The sequence below is a fragment of the Sphingomonas sp. H160509 genome, assembly GCF_024124765.2.
Taxonomy (GTDB): Bacteria; Pseudomonadota; Alphaproteobacteria; order Sphingomonadales; family Sphingomonadaceae; genus Sphingomonas.
In genome coordinates, this window is sequence record NZ_JAMXSR020000002.1 from 301,172 (window position 1) to 316,296 (window position 15,125).

Annotated in this window: 14 protein-coding genes and 2 pseudogenes; 13 read left to right on the forward strand and 3 right to left on the reverse strand. The window is 60.0% G+C overall.

Annotated elements, in window-relative coordinates:
• Window positions 1–20: 20 nt before the first annotated feature.
• From NHF48_RS03125 to NHF48_RS03150, 6 genes and pseudogenes are all read left to right on the forward strand, one after another.
• Complete coding sequence (locus NHF48_RS03125; RefSeq protein WP_342454717.1) at window positions 21–896, forward strand: TonB-dependent receptor domain-containing protein; 876 nt, start codon at window positions 21–23, stop codon at window positions 894–896.
• A 142-nt stretch (window positions 897–1,038) separates the two neighbouring features.
• A complete protein-coding gene (locus NHF48_RS03130) occupies window positions 1,039–2,553 on the forward strand; it encodes a tryptophan halogenase family protein (protein WP_263817013.1) in 1,515 nt (504 codons plus the stop codon).
• A gap of 184 nt (window positions 2,554–2,737) precedes the next feature.
• Window positions 2,738–2,899, forward strand: coding sequence for a hypothetical protein (locus NHF48_RS03135; RefSeq protein ID WP_253070198.1), 162 nt, complete (start codon window positions 2,738–2,740; stop codon window positions 2,897–2,899).
• A 43-nt stretch (window positions 2,900–2,942) separates the two neighbouring features.
• Window positions 2,943–3,308, forward strand: a pseudogene (locus tag NHF48_RS03140) (ROK family protein); the annotation flags it as partial.
• Window positions 3,309–3,414: 106 nt separating this feature from the next.
• Complete coding sequence (locus tag NHF48_RS03145; protein ID WP_263817048.1) at window positions 3,415–3,798, forward strand: hypothetical protein; 384 nt, start codon at window positions 3,415–3,417, stop codon at window positions 3,796–3,798.
• Between the two features lie 43 nt (window positions 3,799–3,841).
• Window positions 3,842–5,065, forward strand: coding sequence for an alpha-galactosidase (locus NHF48_RS03150; protein WP_253070200.1), 1,224 nt, complete (start codon window positions 3,842–3,844; stop codon window positions 5,063–5,065).
• A 523-nt stretch (window positions 5,066–5,588) separates the two neighbouring features.
• Here the strand turns inward: NHF48_RS03150 and NHF48_RS03155 are convergent.
• Together NHF48_RS03155 and NHF48_RS03160 are read right to left on the reverse strand one after the other, a co-directional pair.
• Entirely contained in the window at window positions 5,589–6,635 is a 1,047-nt protein-coding gene (locus tag NHF48_RS03155) for an IS110 family transposase (RefSeq protein ID WP_056059438.1), read from the reverse strand.
• 214 nt (window positions 6,636–6,849) lie between these two features.
• A complete protein-coding gene (locus NHF48_RS03160) occupies window positions 6,850–8,148 on the reverse strand; it encodes a PDDEXK nuclease domain-containing protein (protein WP_253070201.1) in 1,299 nt (432 codons plus the stop codon).
• A 95-nt stretch (window positions 8,149–8,243) separates the two neighbouring features.
• Here NHF48_RS03160 and NHF48_RS03165 point away from each other — a divergent pair, with 95 nt between their 5' ends.
• Window positions 8,244–9,176, forward strand: coding sequence for an HNH endonuclease (locus NHF48_RS03165; protein WP_263816676.1), 933 nt, complete (start codon window positions 8,244–8,246; stop codon window positions 9,174–9,176).
• Between the two features lie 86 nt (window positions 9,177–9,262).
• On the forward strand, window positions 9,263–10,936 hold the full coding sequence (locus tag NHF48_RS03170) for a methyltransferase domain-containing protein (RefSeq protein WP_253072321.1): 1,674 nt from the start codon (window positions 9,263–9,265) through the stop codon (window positions 10,934–10,936).
• Between the two features lie 11 nt (window positions 10,937–10,947).
• Here the strand turns inward: NHF48_RS03170 and NHF48_RS03175 are convergent, their stop codons facing one another.
• Window positions 10,948–11,337: an excalibur calcium-binding domain-containing protein gene (locus NHF48_RS03175; protein WP_342454557.1), complete on the reverse strand. Its 390-nt coding sequence runs from the start codon at window positions 11,335–11,337 to the stop codon at window positions 10,948–10,950.
• Between the two features lie 420 nt (window positions 11,338–11,757).
• Between NHF48_RS03175 and NHF48_RS03180 the strand changes: the two genes are divergently transcribed.
• The 5 genes and pseudogenes from NHF48_RS03180 to NHF48_RS03200 all read left to right on the forward strand — a co-directional run bounded on the left by NHF48_RS03180 (window position 11,758) and on the right by NHF48_RS03200 (window position 14,913).
• Window positions 11,758–12,348: a hypothetical protein gene (locus tag NHF48_RS03180; RefSeq protein ID WP_253070203.1), complete on the forward strand. Its 591-nt coding sequence runs from the start codon at window positions 11,758–11,760 to the stop codon at window positions 12,346–12,348.
• A gap of 460 nt (window positions 12,349–12,808) precedes the next feature.
• Window positions 12,809–13,306 (forward strand): helix-turn-helix domain-containing protein, encoded by a 498-nt coding sequence (locus NHF48_RS03185; protein WP_253070204.1) that lies wholly within the window; start codon window positions 12,809–12,811, stop codon window positions 13,304–13,306.
• Between the two features lie 36 nt (window positions 13,307–13,342).
• Window positions 13,343–13,678 (forward strand): hypothetical protein, encoded by a 336-nt coding sequence (locus tag NHF48_RS03190; protein WP_253070205.1) that lies wholly within the window; start codon window positions 13,343–13,345, stop codon window positions 13,676–13,678.
• A 609-nt stretch (window positions 13,679–14,287) separates the two neighbouring features.
• Window positions 14,288–14,722, forward strand: a pseudogene (locus tag NHF48_RS03195) (JAB domain-containing protein); the annotation flags it as partial.
• Window positions 14,722–14,913, forward strand: a complete 192-nt coding sequence (locus NHF48_RS03200) for a hypothetical protein (protein WP_253070207.1) — start codon at window positions 14,722–14,724, stop codon at window positions 14,911–14,913. The pseudogene NHF48_RS03195 and the gene NHF48_RS03200, both read left to right, overlap by 1 nt.
• The last annotated feature ends 212 nt before the right edge of the window (window positions 14,914–15,125 follow it).

Genomic DNA, 15,125 nt, shown 5'->3' on the forward strand with positions numbered 1-15,125 from the left:
AGCGGAGCTTCACCGACTTCCTGCCGGCATTCAACCTGGCGTTCAGCTTTGCCGACAACCTGAAGCTGCGCCTCGCCTACTCCAAGACGATGACGCTGTTGGATCTCAACCAATGGGGTGGCGGGCTCAATCCGAACTACGCGATCGACACAAGCAACCCGGGATCGCCCGTCTTCCGCGTCACTGGCGGCAGTTCGAACGGCAATCCGCAGCTCGATCCCTGGCGCGCCACGAACGTTGAAGGCTCGCTCGAATATTATATCGGACGCAGCAGCCTGCTGAGCGTGGGCGCCTTCTACATCGACGTCGCCAGCTTCATCCAGTCTGGAAACATCGTCCGAACCGACCTGCCGGACAATGACGGCGTGGTTCGCAACCGGACCGTGTCGATCAGCACCCCGGTTCAGGGTGACGGCGGTACGCTCAAGGGTGTCGAAGCCGGTGCAAAGCTGTCGTTCAACGACTTCGGCTTCATTCCGACAGTTCTCTCCAACTTCGGCATTGACGCGAACATCACCTATTCGCCTTCCGATTCAGGCGCGGTCGATTTGAAGGGCGACTCGATCCCGTTCCAGGACAATTCGAAGATCCAGACCAATCTTGCCGGCTTCTACCAGGACAATCACTTCCAGGCTCGCGTCGCCTGGAATTACCGTTCGAAGCGCGCGGTCCAGCAGGATTTCGGCGGCATCCGGGGCCTCGAACTGTATCAGCAGCCGACGAATTATATCGATGCATCGATCAGCTACGACTTCACGCCGAATCTGACGCTGTACGCGCAAGGGTCGAACCTGACCGGCGAGTATGAGAAATACTATCTGACCTTCCCGGATGAGAAAGCGTACAACAACATCTATGAACGCCGGTTCATGGCGGGCGCGCGTTTCAAGTTCTGATCTGCAGGTGAGACTGTAAGCGCCCGCCACCCTGTTGCGGGGTGGCGGGTGTTTGCATGACAACGCACGGGATGGGTAGTCGAGCGTGACAGATGGAGCAGGAACAACGCGTAACTCAGGACCGCTACGCTCGATCGTGATTGTGGGCGGCGGCACTGCGGGGTGGATGGCAGCGACGCTCCTCGCGCGCAGGCTCGATCGTCAGTCCGTGACAATCACGGTCGTCGAATCCAGCGATATCCGCACGGTGGGGGTCGGTGAGGCGACCGTTCCCGGCATTCGGGATTTCTTTAGGGAGATCGGCGTCACCGAGCAGGACGTCATGGCGGCTGCGCAGGGCACAGTGAAGCTCGGGATCGAGTTCGTCGACTGGAAGCGCGAGGGTGAGCGATTTTTCCACCCATTTGGTCTGTACGGGATGCGATCGCGAGGGGTGGCGTTCCATCATTACTGGCGCAAACTGAATGCAGCGGGGCGACCTACGCCGTTGTCCGAATTCTGTCTAGCAACCGCGCTTGCCGAGCGAAACCTGTTCATGCGACCGACCGACAGTCCGGTGCATGACCTGCTGTTCTTCGACTGGGCCGTACATTTCGACGCAGGCCTGTTTGCCAAGTTTTTGGCAAAAAAGGCGGGCGAATGGGGCGTCAAGCACATCGACGCCACGATCACCGATGTTCTTGTCGATCAATCTACGGGATTCATATCCAGCGTCGATACCGAGTGTGGCAAAACGATCGCGGGCGACTTCTTCATCGATTGCTCGGGCTTTAGGTCGCTATTGCTCGGCGACGCGCTGGGCGTACCGTACGAGGATTGGACGAACCTGCTTCCGTGCGATCGCGCGGTCGCTATGCCGTGCGAACGAGCAGAACCGCTTACCCCATATACGCGCAGCACGGCACTGACTGCCGGATGGCAATGGCGGATTCCGCTGCAGCACCGGGTCGGTAACGGCTATGTCTATGCGAGCCGCCACATTTCGGATGACGAGGCCGTTGCGACTTTGAAAGGTCGGCTCGAAGGCGAAGCGCTGGCCGAGCCTAATATGATTCGTTTCCGTACCGGTCGTCGGACCGCATTCTGGCAAGGGAACTGTGTCGCACTCGGACTCGCCGCGGGATTTATGGAACCCCTGGAATCGACGAGCATCACGCTCATCCAGACCGGCTTGGAGAAGTTACTCGCCTTGCTGCCTGATAGGAGTTTTGATCCGGCGCTGGCGGATGAGTATAATCGGACCACGGGCCTCGAATATGCGCGGATCCGCGATTTCCTGGTCCTGCACTATTTTGCCAATGGTCGGCAGGGTGAGCCGATGTGGGATCGCTGCCGAGGCACCGCGCTCCCAGAGCAGCTGGAGCGCAAGCTGAAATTGTTCAAGGCTCGTGGACACCTCGTGCGCTATGAATGGGAATCGTTTCAGGACCCAAGTTGGCTCTCCATGTATGCCGGATTTGGCATTGATGCCGCTGCGCATGACCCGCTGGCGGATCATTTCTCCCTGTCAGATCTCGAGGCAGCGTTCGAACGGATGAAGGGTTCGATACGTGACGCCGTTGCGCTTGCCGAACCGCACGAGACGTTTCTCAAGTCCTTTGCCCCCGCGTCAGCTCCTCCCGCATCCCGGTCAATGAACTTTGCCGCGAATGGATAAGCCCTCGAATTTCAAAGTTTCAGGAAGATCGGCTAGCGGCAGCGTTACCGCAGACGACCGATCTGTCAGGCTTGGGCCAAGCCTGTCGGGCACAAACCTGGAACGTGCGGGTGACTATAATCAGCGCGTCGTCACGCAGATCATTCGGCGTAATCCTGACATCACGCGAAACGAAATCGCGGTGATGACCAATTTAACCGCGCCGACGATCGCCAACATCGTAGGGCGATTATTCGAGAACGAACTCGTGATCGATGCCGGACGACGCTTGGGCGGTCGAGGGCAACCGGCGACCCGCCTCCGGATAAATCCGGAAGGGGGGCTTCGCCATTGGCCTCAACATTGATCGCGATCATGTTACGTTGGTATCACTCGATCTAGCTGGCACGGTGCGCTCTCGATTTACCCAGCAGATCGCATTCGCGTCGCCCGACGACGTCGTACGGGTCGTCGAAAAGGGGATCGCGGCAATCGTTGGTACCGATGCGATACGCTTGGATCGGGTGCTTGGGATGGGTGTGGCACTTCCCGACGACCTCGGGCGTGTCGACCTGCCGCATCGCCCGGCCGGGTACGAGCAGTGGAGCGATGTCGATATCCAGGCGATGCTCGCACCTATCGTCCCCTGGTCGATACACATCGACAACGATGCCGCGGCAGCAGCCATCGGCGAGGCACAGTTCGGCGACGGGCACCATGCGAACTTTTTCTATATTCTCGTCAGCGCGGGGCTAGGCGGTGGAGTCGTGATCGACGGCGCCTATTATCGCGGGGCAAACGCCCGCGGCGGGGAAATCGGGTTCTTGCCGCTCGCCAGGGGATCCAAACAAGATCCTGCAGGACGTCGTCTCCCTGTCGGCTTTGTCGAGCTATCTGGAGACTGCAGGACTGGACCCGGCGGGTATGGATCCAACGCAACCGTTTCCCGCAGCGTTCAAGCCGCACGTTGCCGCTTGGCTCGACGACGCATCGGACGCGCTCGTGCCAGCGCTGACGGCCGTGAACTGCCTAGTCAATCCAGCGATTGTTCTCGTTGGAGGGCGGCTGCCGGACGATATCCTCGATCAGCTCGCTACGGATACCTACCGAAAACTGCGAACGGCAGCACCCAATATCCCTATAATTGCGCCGATCGCTCGGGCGAGTCTCTCGCGAGATAGTCCGGCAATAGGCGCCGCGATCCTTCCTTTTCTCGACCGCATCCTGCCGTCGGACGGGATACTCATCAAGACGCAATCGGCATAGCCAAACGAATGATCTGACGTATTGCTCTAATTAGGAAGTACTTTTGAAAAAGCTGGCGCATCTAGTTGTACTTGCCTTTCTGCCGTTTGCGGTCGGCGTGGCGCGCGCCCAGGATCAGTTTGTCGATCCAAACACGCTGCGTCCTTCGTTGGACCCGAACCGCAAGGCCAATGGGTTGGCACGAACGCCGCAGATGGGATGGAACAGCTGGAACAAGTTCGGCTGCAACATCGATGAGAAGACGGTGCGTCGCATCGCCGACACCATGGCGACGAATGGCATGCGCGATGCGGGGTACGAGTATGTCGTCATCGACGACTGCTGGCACGGTGAGCGCGATGCCACCGGCTTCATCACGGAAAGTCGAGAAAAGTTTCCATCGGGCATGAAGGCACTGGCCGATTACGTCCACGCTCGCGGCCTCAAGTTCGGGATATACTCCGATGCCGGCGCCAAGACCTGTGGCGGAAAACCCGGCAGCTTGGGACATGAATATCAGGACGCGCTTACATACGCTCGGTGGGGCGTTGACTACCTAAAGTATGACTGGTGCTCGACTGGCACGTTGAATGCCGAGAGCGCCTACGCGCTCATGTCGGATGCCCTCAAAGCCACGGGGCGGCCGGTTCTTCTGGCGATGTGCGAATGGGGCAACAATCGTCCGTGGGAATGGGGCAAGAAGATCGGCAACTCGTGGCGCACGACCAGCGATATCCGCGATGCCTGGAAGGGGCGGGACAAATGGTCGATCGGTATGGTCGACATCGTTGACGCGAACGAGCCGCTTTATCCGTATGCGGGGCCCGGGCACTGGAACGATGCCGACATGCTCGAGGTCGGCAACGGCGGAATGTCCGATACCGAGTACCGCTCCCATTTTAGTCTGTGGGCGATGATGACTTCACCACTGATTGCCGGCAACGATATCACCAACATGAGTGCAGCAACGCGCGACATTTTGTTGAACAAGGAGGTAATCGCGGTCAATCAGGACCCTCTGGGTCAGCAGGGTCGTCGTATACGCGATGATGGCGATCTGGAGGTCTGGTCGAAGCCGTTGAGCGATGGAAGCCGGGCCGTGATACTATTCAACCGCTCCGAAAGTCCTTCCAAGATCGAGGTCAATTGGCCGGAAATAGGTCTGACCCGCTCGGTCCGTGCAGACGTACGCGACGTGTGGAGCCATCGCTCGATAGGCAAGGTTACTGACCGATACGCCGCACTGGTGCCAGCGCATGGGGTGATCATGGTTAAGGTTACCCCCTGATCGCGCCACCGGGTTCTATCACGCGTCGTCGGGCAGACGAACACCGGATGCTAGTTTGCGGCGAATCTGCCGTTCGAGAGGTTGCGTTAAGCCCAGCAGCAAAGCCGTCAGTTTGACCGTTTATTAGCGTTGCTGGGCAGTTGCGAACCATGAACGAATGTCCGAACTTGGGAAGCACAAGAAGGACGCTGAGCGTCCGCTTCTCTATCGCGGCCTGAGTCAACAGGCGCAGACCACTCTCCGCCGCCGCGAGTGCGCCGGTTTGAGGAATTGGTAGGCGACGAAAATACAAATACTGTTTTTCTACCGGGCTTGAGATCGCCACACGGGGTTCGTGCTTCTCTCCGGGGTCGGCACGTAGCCGCCCCATGATGGGGTAAGAGAAAGCGGTGTGGATCAATCTTTTGGACGCCCTTGTCGCTGGCGACAGGGCTGCGGACGCTACGATCTCATACCACCTTCGTCCCCGTGAGGACCTCTTCCTGCCGAGGCAGAACCGTGAAAGCTCCTTTCTGAGATCGTATCAGGCGACCGCGATCGCGGTGCCGGGTTCGCTTCCCCAGCGGAAGTCGGTGCCGTCCGTCCACATGCGGTGGAGGACGACGGCCAGGCGGCGCGCAACGGCAACAATGGCGCGCCGCATACCCCGGCGCTGGGCGACCTTCATCCCCCAGGCCTTAAGCCACGACCAATGCCGGCTCTGGGTCATCAGAATCTGCGCCGCTTCGTACAGCATCGTTCGCAGCATGGTGTCGCCGGACTTGGAGATGCCGCCGTCATAGTCGACCTCGCCCGACTGATGTCGCCGGGGCGTCAACCCGAGATGGGCGCCGACCGCTCTGGAATGAACGAAGCGCTGAGGTTGGTCGATCGAGGCACGGTAGGTGAGAGCCACCACCGGGCCGACGCCGGGCGCGGTCATCAACCGTTTGCAGACCGGATCATGCCGGACCGTGTCGAGCAGCATCTTGTGGAGGGTGGCCAGTTGCTGGCGCATCACCCGCCGCACCGTCAGCAACGGCTCGACGATCACCGCCAGTCTCGGAAAGCTCTCGACCAGCTGACGAATCCGGGCCTCGTAACCGATCGTACTGACGACACCGACCTTGAGGCCGAAGTTGCGCAACGTGCCGCGCATGTCGGACTCGATGTCGATCAGCTTGCGCTGCACCAGCTTGCGGCTGGTCAGCAGCATCCGCTGTTCCTGCGCGGCCAGCGTCTTCACGTGCACCGGCTTGAACAGGCCGACCCGCATCATCTGGGCGATCCCGCGGGCATCGTTGCGATCGGATTTGTTGATCTGCTGCGCCTGCAACAGCGCCTTCATGTGGCGGGTCTCGACGCAGATAACCGGCAGCCCCGCCTCGCTAAGGCCATTGACCAACCACTGCGACAGCGGCCCGGCCTCGATCCCGACCCGAACATAATCGCCACCGACCGACGTCAACAGCACGGCAATGTCATCGGGTTCGGTCGGTACCTTGCGCTCGCACACCACCTTGCCCGCATCGTCTACCACGCACACCGACGTCTCCTTCACCGAGACGTCCAGACCCACGAAATGCGTCATCGCTCTCACTCCTTCCCTCGATGCACGAGGTCAGGTCGACCCCGATCCAGGCATCGTACGTGAAGGGGCTGCAAATCTCATCTGCTGTCGAAATGCAGCCGCCGCGATACACCATCTTTAGCTCGTGATGCTGGCAGCGCGTGCTGTATCATGGGCCATTGGCGTTCGATTGCCTCTCGCTGATATTCTTCTCCGCAGGGGGTAGGCACAAAGATTAACGGTTGACGCGATAGGTGCGGATGTCGGTCAAAAAGCGGGTTGCGGCGTCAGTGGCGATTTCCGCTTGGTCCTTCGCGATATCGATGCCGTGCGCCGCTTCATTCAGGCTCCTTACGATCGCCATGAAGGCCTCGGTAGAGGGTAGAGCGCGCACTGCTTCGCTCGCGCGGACAAGCTCCTTCAGCTCCAACGGGTGGTCGTTTGGAAAACTGTCCTCGTCGGCGAGCGCTCGGAGTTCCCGCTCGATGTCGATCCGAAGCTTCACAAGTGACATCAAAGGAAATTCACGGGCCAGATCCTCAGCGGTCGGCAAAGCCGCCTGTAGTGGAGCCGGGAGAGCCGTGGAAAGAGTGTATCCGGCGACAGCCATCGGCTTTACAGAGTCTCGGAGTGCATATTCGACTACCACCGCATTCTTGCCTTGGCAGAGGATGATCCCGATCGTTGGAGCGTCGTCGGTATGGCGCAACAGATCATCGACTGCCGATAGGTAAAAGTTCATTTTGCCAGCAAACTCGGGCTTGAACTCTTCGATCTTAAGCTCGACGACGACGAAGCAGCGCAGCTGGAGGTGATAGAAGAGTAGGTCGAGATAATAATCCTGCCCCGCGACCTCAAGGTGGTATTGGCTGCCGACGAACGCAAAGCCCTTGCCCAGCTCGAGGATCAGGGATCGCAGATGATCTAGCAGGCTGCGTTCCAACTCGCGCTCCAAAACGTCGGGGCCGAGCCCCAGAAAGTCGAAGCTGTAGGGGTCTTTGATAAGCGCCTGCGCCAGATCCGATTGAGGGGTGGGCAGGGTGCGTTCGAAATTGGTAAGAGCCTTGCCTTGGCGCGCGAATAGGTCACTACCGATCTGGAACGCGAGAACCTTGCGGCTCCAGCCATGCTCTCGCGCCTGCTTGCCATACCAGATACGCTGGGTTCGATCCTTGACTGCCTCAACCAGCGTGATGGCATGCCCCCAAGGCAATTGTGCAATGACCTGTTGCACGATTTCGCGGTTGGGAAAGGCCTCGGCCAGCGCCCGCATATATTTGAGATTCCGCGGCGAAAAGCCTGTCATCTCTGGGAAGTCGTGTTTCAGGTCCGTTGAAAGTCGGTCGACGATCTTGGCGCCCCACCCAGCGCTGTCCTGCCTGTCCAGGATGTCGCGGCCGATTTCCCAGTATAGCAGGATCAGTTCCTCGTTGACTGCCAACGCCGCTCGCAGCCGAGATGTCCGGATCCGCTCCTTCAACGTATCGAGAAGCTGGACGTAATCGTTCGAATCAGAAGGCGGTACGAGGTTCATCGCGACAGCGTGTAGCATCGCGCGACGGCTGTGACAGGTAGAGACGAACCGAAGGTAGGTGAAGGTCTTCCCGATAACCGATTGCCGCGAGGCCGATGAACGGCCAGCATGATCCGATGAAGGGTATTTTCGAGATCAGCGGCGCGTCGCGCTATGACGACCTTATCGCCGAGCGATACCATTTTCCGCGGATCTATCTGCGCGCAGCGGAGGCGTGTATCGGCGACTGGATTGTCTACCGCGAGACCGGCTCGGGAGGCGGCCGCATGGCTTACATTGGAGTGGGCCGCGTACGTGAGATTGATGCGGATCCCGCTGACAGTCGTCTCTTTTATGCGCGTATAGATGACTTTCTCGAGTTTGATCGTCCCGTGCCATATCGAGATCCGGACGGCCGCTTTCTGGAGCGCATGCTGCGTGAGCTGGACAGCCCTGCGATTGCTGGGCGGGCTCTGCGGGGGAGATCGGTTCGCGCCCTCGACGACACCGACTTCGCGATCATCGTGGACCGGGGCCTAACTGACACGTTGTCCCCGGAGGCTGCCGTGAGGCTAGAGCTGGATTCGCGATATCTCGATGAATCGACAGCGGCCTTGCTTGCCGAGCCGCCCGGGGAGCGTCGGATTGCGCAGCTTCTCGTGAACCGCAAGGTGCGTGATGCCGCCTTCCGAGGTCACGTGTTGGACGCCTATGACAGCCGTTGCGCCGTTACAGGCTTGCGAATGGTCAATGGCGGCGGGAAGGCCGAGGCGCAGGCTGCGCATATTTGGAGCGTTGCCGAAGGCGGTCCCGACGTCGTTCAAAACGGCCTCGCGCTTTCCGCAACCGCCCACTGGTTGTTCGATCGCCATCTCATCAGCCTGGATAATGAGTATCGGTTGCTGGTCTCGCACAACAAAGTGCCTTCCGAGCTGATCCGGCTATTCCCTGCTCCAGGAGAGCGCGTGCACCTGCCTACGGATCCACGCCTGCATCCGCGCCAGGATTACATTGCGCGGCATCGCGCACGCTTTGCCGGACTTGATTGATGGCGGCAGGGACCGATGTGATATCCAACTACGACGAGCATGCAGATGCATTGGCGGAGCGCTATGAGGCAGTATCGTCCGAAGCGATGTTGGCCGACGTGCTTTCGACCTTGCCTCGACCCGCGGAAGGTCGGATCGCCCTTGATATTGGCGCAGGTACCGGACGCGATGCCGCTTGGCTCGGTGAGCTAGGCTATCAAGTGGTAGCAGCCGAACCCGCAGCTGGCATGAGGCGGTTTGCCGCGGAGCGACACGGTGATGCCGGTATCCGCTGGGTCGACGACGCGTTGCCCGGGCTTGAGCGGACGCATGCGCTCGGGCTTTCCTTTGACCTCGTCCTGCTGTCGGCTGTCTGGCAACACGTTGGGCCTGCAGACCGGACCCGTGCCTTTCGCAAGATATCTACTCTGATGAAGCCTGGCGGAACGCTCATCATGACGCTTCGCAACGGGCCGGCACCGACGGGCATGGAGATGCACCCTACCTCGACGACGGAGGTTGAAGGCCTTGCACGATCGTACGGGCTGGAGGTGCTGCGTGTGTCGCGATCAGCGGACCAGGGCGGCAGGCCCGAGGTAATATGGGACGTTATGGCAATGCGCATGCCGGACGACGGCACGGGCGCACTGCCACTTGTCCGCGGCATCGTGCTGTCGGATGGGAAGTCGTCGACCTACAAACTGGCTCTGCTCCGCGCGGTCACTCGTGTTGCCGAGTACGCCCCCGCCGCGGCGACGCCAGCGCCGGACGGCCGGGACGCTGTCGAGGTGCCGCTTGGCCTCGTGGCACTAAACTGGATCCGAATGTATCTTCCGCTCGTGCGTGGCGGATTCCCTCAAGCACCGGGTAACCGCGGTACGGTCGGCCTGAGCTTCGCCAAGGATGGCTTTGAAGCATTGTTGGCGCGCAACGCTGCTCAAGCGGATTTACGCGTGGGCGCGACGTTCGACGCGGAAGGGGCGCTCGCGGTGATGTCTGCGATATCGCACGCAGCTGACACGATCGCGAAGATGCCCGCCAACTTCACGCGCTATCCAAATGGCGGTGCGCCTGTGTTCGGTGTGACCAAGGCGCGTCCGGGGCGAACGGTCTCGACAATACTCGACCTTGAAACGCTGCGTGGATGGGGACTGCTCGAGATCCCCGGGCATCTCTGGCGCGCGATGTCTCGTTTTTCGTCATGGATCGATCCGATGCTAGTTGCCGAATGGAGCCGGCTTACGCGCAGTTACGGCGATCGGATGGGCTTGGAAGTCGGTCCAGGGGCGGTCGAGGGGGCATTGGCCTGGATCGAACCGGGGCGGACGACAACCTTCGGTCGAGACCTTGTGCGCAAGCTTATTGAGCAGGGCAAGAGTGTCCGCTGTGTCTGGACCGCTGAGCGATTGCGTATCCGTGGCTACGACGTTGATCATTGCCTGCCGTGGGCAGTCTGGCCGTGTGGGGACCTATGGAACCTCATGCCAGCCCAGCCGCGGATCAACCGCCATGAAAAGCGGGACCGGCTACCGTCCGCGGCCGCGATGAGAGGTGCGCGCGCAAGCATCATCGGATGGTGGGAAATGGCATACCTCGAGAATGAAGCGTTGCGATCGCGGTTCCTTCGCGAGGCGGCCTCTGCGCTTCCAGTAGCCGGAGAAACCAGCGCAGCTGCGGTGTATGATGCGCTAGATTGGCGGCGACTTCGGCTTCGCCAAGACCAGCAAGTTCCGGAGTGGACGCCTTCGACGACGAGCCGTGCGTCAGTGATCGCAGAATAGTCGTAAGACGTCTATTCGCAGCCGATTCCATCACCGTCGCGGTCGAGCCTTGGACTATAGCCGGGATCGCCAGCGCGGACTGGCGCAGCGCCTGCAGCTCGTGCTGCGCTGCAGTTGGCGTATGCCCTTCCGCTTCCGCCGCTGGACAAGAGTCCGAGCGAACGCCGCGGAGTTCCGCTTCCGCTCGGCGATGGTCCGCGGTGGCAGTGATAGCCTGTCCCGCCTTTACGGTCATTGTGGCACCCCTGGGCGTTCAATCCGCCGGATGTCGCGTAGCCGGTCGACGTCGCGCTAATCCCGAGTAGTACAGCGAGTGCCGCTCCGAGTTTCATGTTCAAGACCGTTCCCCCTAGAATGACGCTATCGGTCGTACAGCGAAGGGCAACAGCGACTGGGATCATTCTCGATCATTGTAAAAATGGTTCGTCATAAATGCGCCAGCGTGGGCCGAGGCCCGCATCAGTCGCAGTCGAGTTACCTGACGCTTGCCGTGTCGCTCGCTATAGAAGTTTTGTCCGGATCAGGGCCAATGGCCTGAGAATGTGGGCTGCCGTTGACGTTGTTCGTTACCGTTGTGGCGCTCACGGTCTCGAACATTAGGCCGGCGATAACTACCAACCATATCGTAGATCCAGGCATTCATATCTATGTATTTATCAAGCATACGATTGGAGTGCGTAGGACACAGGCGCGCATCACGTCTCAGTCTACGATAGCCGTTTCATTCATTTTGGACATGTATTTGTCGTTGACCGCGAGTGACTTGGGCGACAGGCTTCGACGATCGGCCTGGGGAGGTCGAATCAGGAGGGGGTTATCTTATGAAATTTACAATTGGCGCGCTCGCGTGCGCGCTTACTTTCGCTGCGCCTACGGTTCAGGCGCAGACTGGTCCAATCGCGACCGCTGCTACCACGTCCGGAACGCTTCGTGCTGGAACCTCGGTTCCGCTGAAGATGGCCGAAGGACTGACCACGAAGGGCAAGAAGCTCAAGGTAGGCCAGCGTTTCCAGATGGAGACCGCCGAAGCCGTCATGATCGACGGTAACGTCGTTATCCCGGCCGGCAGTCCTGCCACGGGCGAGATCACCGAAGTGCGCAACAAAGGCATGTGGGGCAAGTCCGGCCGCATCAACGGACGCGTCCTGTATGTACGCGCTAATGGCCGGCAGATCCGCATGAGCGGTTCAATCGACGACAAGGGCAAGACTGGGACCGCCGGCGTCGTCGGCGCCGCAGTGCTGATCCCGGTCGCTGGTTTCTTCATGACCGGAACGAGTGCCGACATTCCGCTCGGCTCGCCGGTGACCGCATTTATCGACGAGGACGTATCGGTGGCCGTCGTTCCAGCTGCGGCGCCAATGGTCGTTGTGGCCCCGGCTGCAAACGCGCTGGTCCCGACCAAAAGGTAAGTCTGAGGCGCCGGCCGCCCAGCCGGCGCACCATCAGCAAGAGCGTGGACGACAGACGGATTGAGGAGGAACTTCGCTGTGACGCGCTCAAGCGAGAAACTGGCGGGAGATTGGGAAGCGCGGATCGCCGCCGCTGCCCCCCGATCGATTGGCATAGGATCGCACGGCGAGCCGCTATCCTGGGCCTTCTAACGTTAGTCGCGGGGACCGCACTATTCGGTTTCGGTTGAAGGCTTCCCGGCTCATCAATGCGTAGCGCGGCTCTCGTATGAAACGGTGGGCTTGACGGAGGTAAGTCGAGTGAGCGCTCCGTCAAGTTGAATGCCGACGTCGGACAGGCCTAGCTCATCGGCCAAGGTCAGTGCTCGTGAGACCGCATTTTCCAGTTCTGATCGCTTTGCAGCATGATGCTCTTCAAGTGTCATGTGCAGTCCCAGAACACCTTGTACCTTATCAAACCATGAACATCGATGCGCTCAAATCGCTAACCCCCGGCAGCGGGAATGTCTCCGGCTCGTCAAAAAAAGACATGTCGACGAAGGAGATTGCACGAGAACTGGGGATCAGCCCTCAAACCGTAAGCAATCACCTCAAGGCAGCGATGGGGGCGCTCGGCATCAGCTCCCGGTTCGTTGCCGCCCGAGCGTTGCGAGAGTTTGAGCTACCTGACCTGATAGAGGCTAGCCCCCCGCAGGCTATGGTTCCCGATCTGGAATACCGCTTCTTCACCCCCATACCGGTCGACGGTGTGCAGGAGGAACGTGGGATCTATGAACCGCGTCAGGCACCTCGATCGGTAGGGGAGGACTTACATCGCTATCCACTAACGGTCATCCAACGCTTGCTGTGCATAGCGCTGCTCACCGCGACAACCGCGGTCATTGCAGTTGCGGCACTGCCGATGTCGGACTCCGTGCAGCGCTTGGCGAATTGGCTCGAACCGACCGTCCACCGTTAACGCCGCGCGCCCTGACCGCCCGGTGAGGAAACGATCATGCTGAACGAACGTCGTCTAGCCGTCGAAACGGTTGCTGCCGCATTTCTTCCCACGGAGCACGCTGCCGAACAGACGGCGATTCTGGGAGCTCGGTGCATTGCCGCAATGATCGAGCAACGCGTCGCGGCTGGGCTACCGCTTGACACCGGGGCCGAAGCCTTCGCGCTAGTTACCGATGCCACCTTTCACGCGCTGAAGGCCAGAGCTGCTTTGATAAACGCGCACCAACTGCTCGCTACAATCCCCGCGTCGATCGGCATCAAGTCCTATGGCGGTGACGAATGTCCTCCGAACGAGCCATTTACGAGCGCCGTATTAAAGTCGGTTGCTTGACCATCATCCATCAGAATGTTCAATTTGGCGATGCAGTGGAAGCTTGCAATATTCTGGCTACTTCTGATCACGGCTTGTGTCTGCGCGCGCTGGCGAGGCGGCTTGCCCGAAAAGCAAGCCGCATTGTCTCTGCTCGTGGCGGCACTCCCTCACTATCGCATATCGTTCGAACGCAGCGGTGAGGTACTCTTCGCTGGATATCGGCGTCGTACTTATCGACGTCGGCCTCCTTTCTGCTTTGGCCATCATCGCTGTACGAGCGGATCGAGGTTGGCCCATTCCGCTTGCAGCGCTTCAAGCAATCACCGTGCTCGGGCACTTCTGCAAGCTGGTAAATCCTGACTTATGGCGGTTGGGATACGCCCTGATCACAACCGCACCGGCCTACCCAGGCCTGGTGATCCTGCTCGTCGGAATTTATCGGCATCGTCATCGGGAGCAACGGGCCGCTGCCGGTGCCTGCTAGAACGCATTCTCGAGCCGTTGAGCGACGAGCATGTCTTGCAGGCAAGCGCGTTGATGGAAGAATTCGGCTCTCTTTAAGCTGCGCTCTCGGGCGGTCGTGTCCGTCAACTACGTGCAGTTGGCGGGGATCAGCGGGTTGTCCGTCACCTGCAGACGATAAGAGCAGTGACGCTTCACGTCTTGAAGGTGCAAGCTATGTCCGGGCCGCTGTTCGCAAATTGGTCCAGCGTACTCGACTACCTTCGCATCGACATCGGCTACGACACGACCGAACAGTTCCGCGCTCTATACCTGAACACGCGAAACAGTCTGATTCGCGACGAGATCCTATGGCGGGGAACCGTCGACAACACGCAGGTCCACGTCCGGGAGGTTATTGCCCGCGCGATTGAGTTGGGCGCTGCGGCGATGATCTTGGTGCACAACCATCCTAGCGGCGACGCTGAACCGAGCGCCGCGGACCTCGCCCTTACGAGATCGATATGTCGCGCCGCTGCGCCAATGCAGATTGCCGTCCACGATCATGTGATCGTTTCGAAGGCAGGGTGTGTCAGCATGCGCTCGGCCGGGTTGATCTGATGGCTTCCCGTTCGCTCCTTCGACCATCGACCACGCTTTCGGACATACGGGAGCTGATCCTTCAACTGCCGCGCTCCGCATTGATTGACCTGGTCGAGGCTATTATCGATCACCTCGATGCTCTTGATGGAGAGGACGATCTTGAACCGGAAGAAGACGTCCAAGCTGAGGATTATGGCGGCGCGTTGTAGGTCCAGAGCCGCGCCGCCATTGGATTCAGACGGGCTTCGCGCCCGGCGTTCCGCACTTCGCGAACTTGCCGTTGGCAGCCTTGCACCGAACGGTCTTAGACGGTGCTTTCGGGGGGGCATTTGGTGAAGCGCCCCTTGGCGTCCTTGCACGGTGCGGCCGTCGAGGGGCGCCCCGACGAGCAAGGACAGCGAAGCGGCAGCGAACATCAGTT

Bases quoted from the DNA above. Each gene is read 5' to 3' on its own strand.
- NHF48_RS03135 (WP_253070198.1), top strand. From the start codon at position 2,738: ATGACCAATTTAACCGCGCCGACGATCGCCAACATCGTAGGGCGATTA.
- NHF48_RS03155 (WP_056059438.1), bottom strand. From the start codon at position 6,635: ATGACGCATTTCGTGGGTCTGGACGTCTCGGTGAAGGAGACGTCGGTG.
- NHF48_RS03160 (WP_253070201.1), bottom strand. From the start codon at position 8,148: ATGAACCTCGTACCGCCTTCTGATTCGAACGATTACGTCCAGCTTCTC.
- NHF48_RS03165 (WP_263816676.1), top strand. From the start codon at position 8,244: ATGAACGGCCAGCATGATCCGATGAAGGGTATTTTCGAGATCAGCGGC.
- NHF48_RS03170 (WP_253072321.1), top strand. From the start codon at position 9,263: ATGTTGGCCGACGTGCTTTCGACCTTGCCTCGACCCGCGGAAGGTCGG.
- NHF48_RS03175 (WP_342454557.1), bottom strand. From the start codon at position 11,337: ATGATCCCAGTCGCTGTTGCCCTTCGCTGTACGACCGATAGCGTCATT.
- NHF48_RS03180 (WP_253070203.1), top strand. From the start codon at position 11,758: ATGAAATTTACAATTGGCGCGCTCGCGTGCGCGCTTACTTTCGCTGCG.
- NHF48_RS03185 (WP_253070204.1), top strand. From the start codon at position 12,809: ATGAACATCGATGCGCTCAAATCGCTAACCCCCGGCAGCGGGAATGTC.
- NHF48_RS03190 (WP_253070205.1), top strand. From the start codon at position 13,343: ATGCTGAACGAACGTCGTCTAGCCGTCGAAACGGTTGCTGCCGCATTT.
- NHF48_RS03200 (WP_253070207.1), top strand. From the start codon at position 14,722: ATGGCTTCCCGTTCGCTCCTTCGACCATCGACCACGCTTTCGGACATA.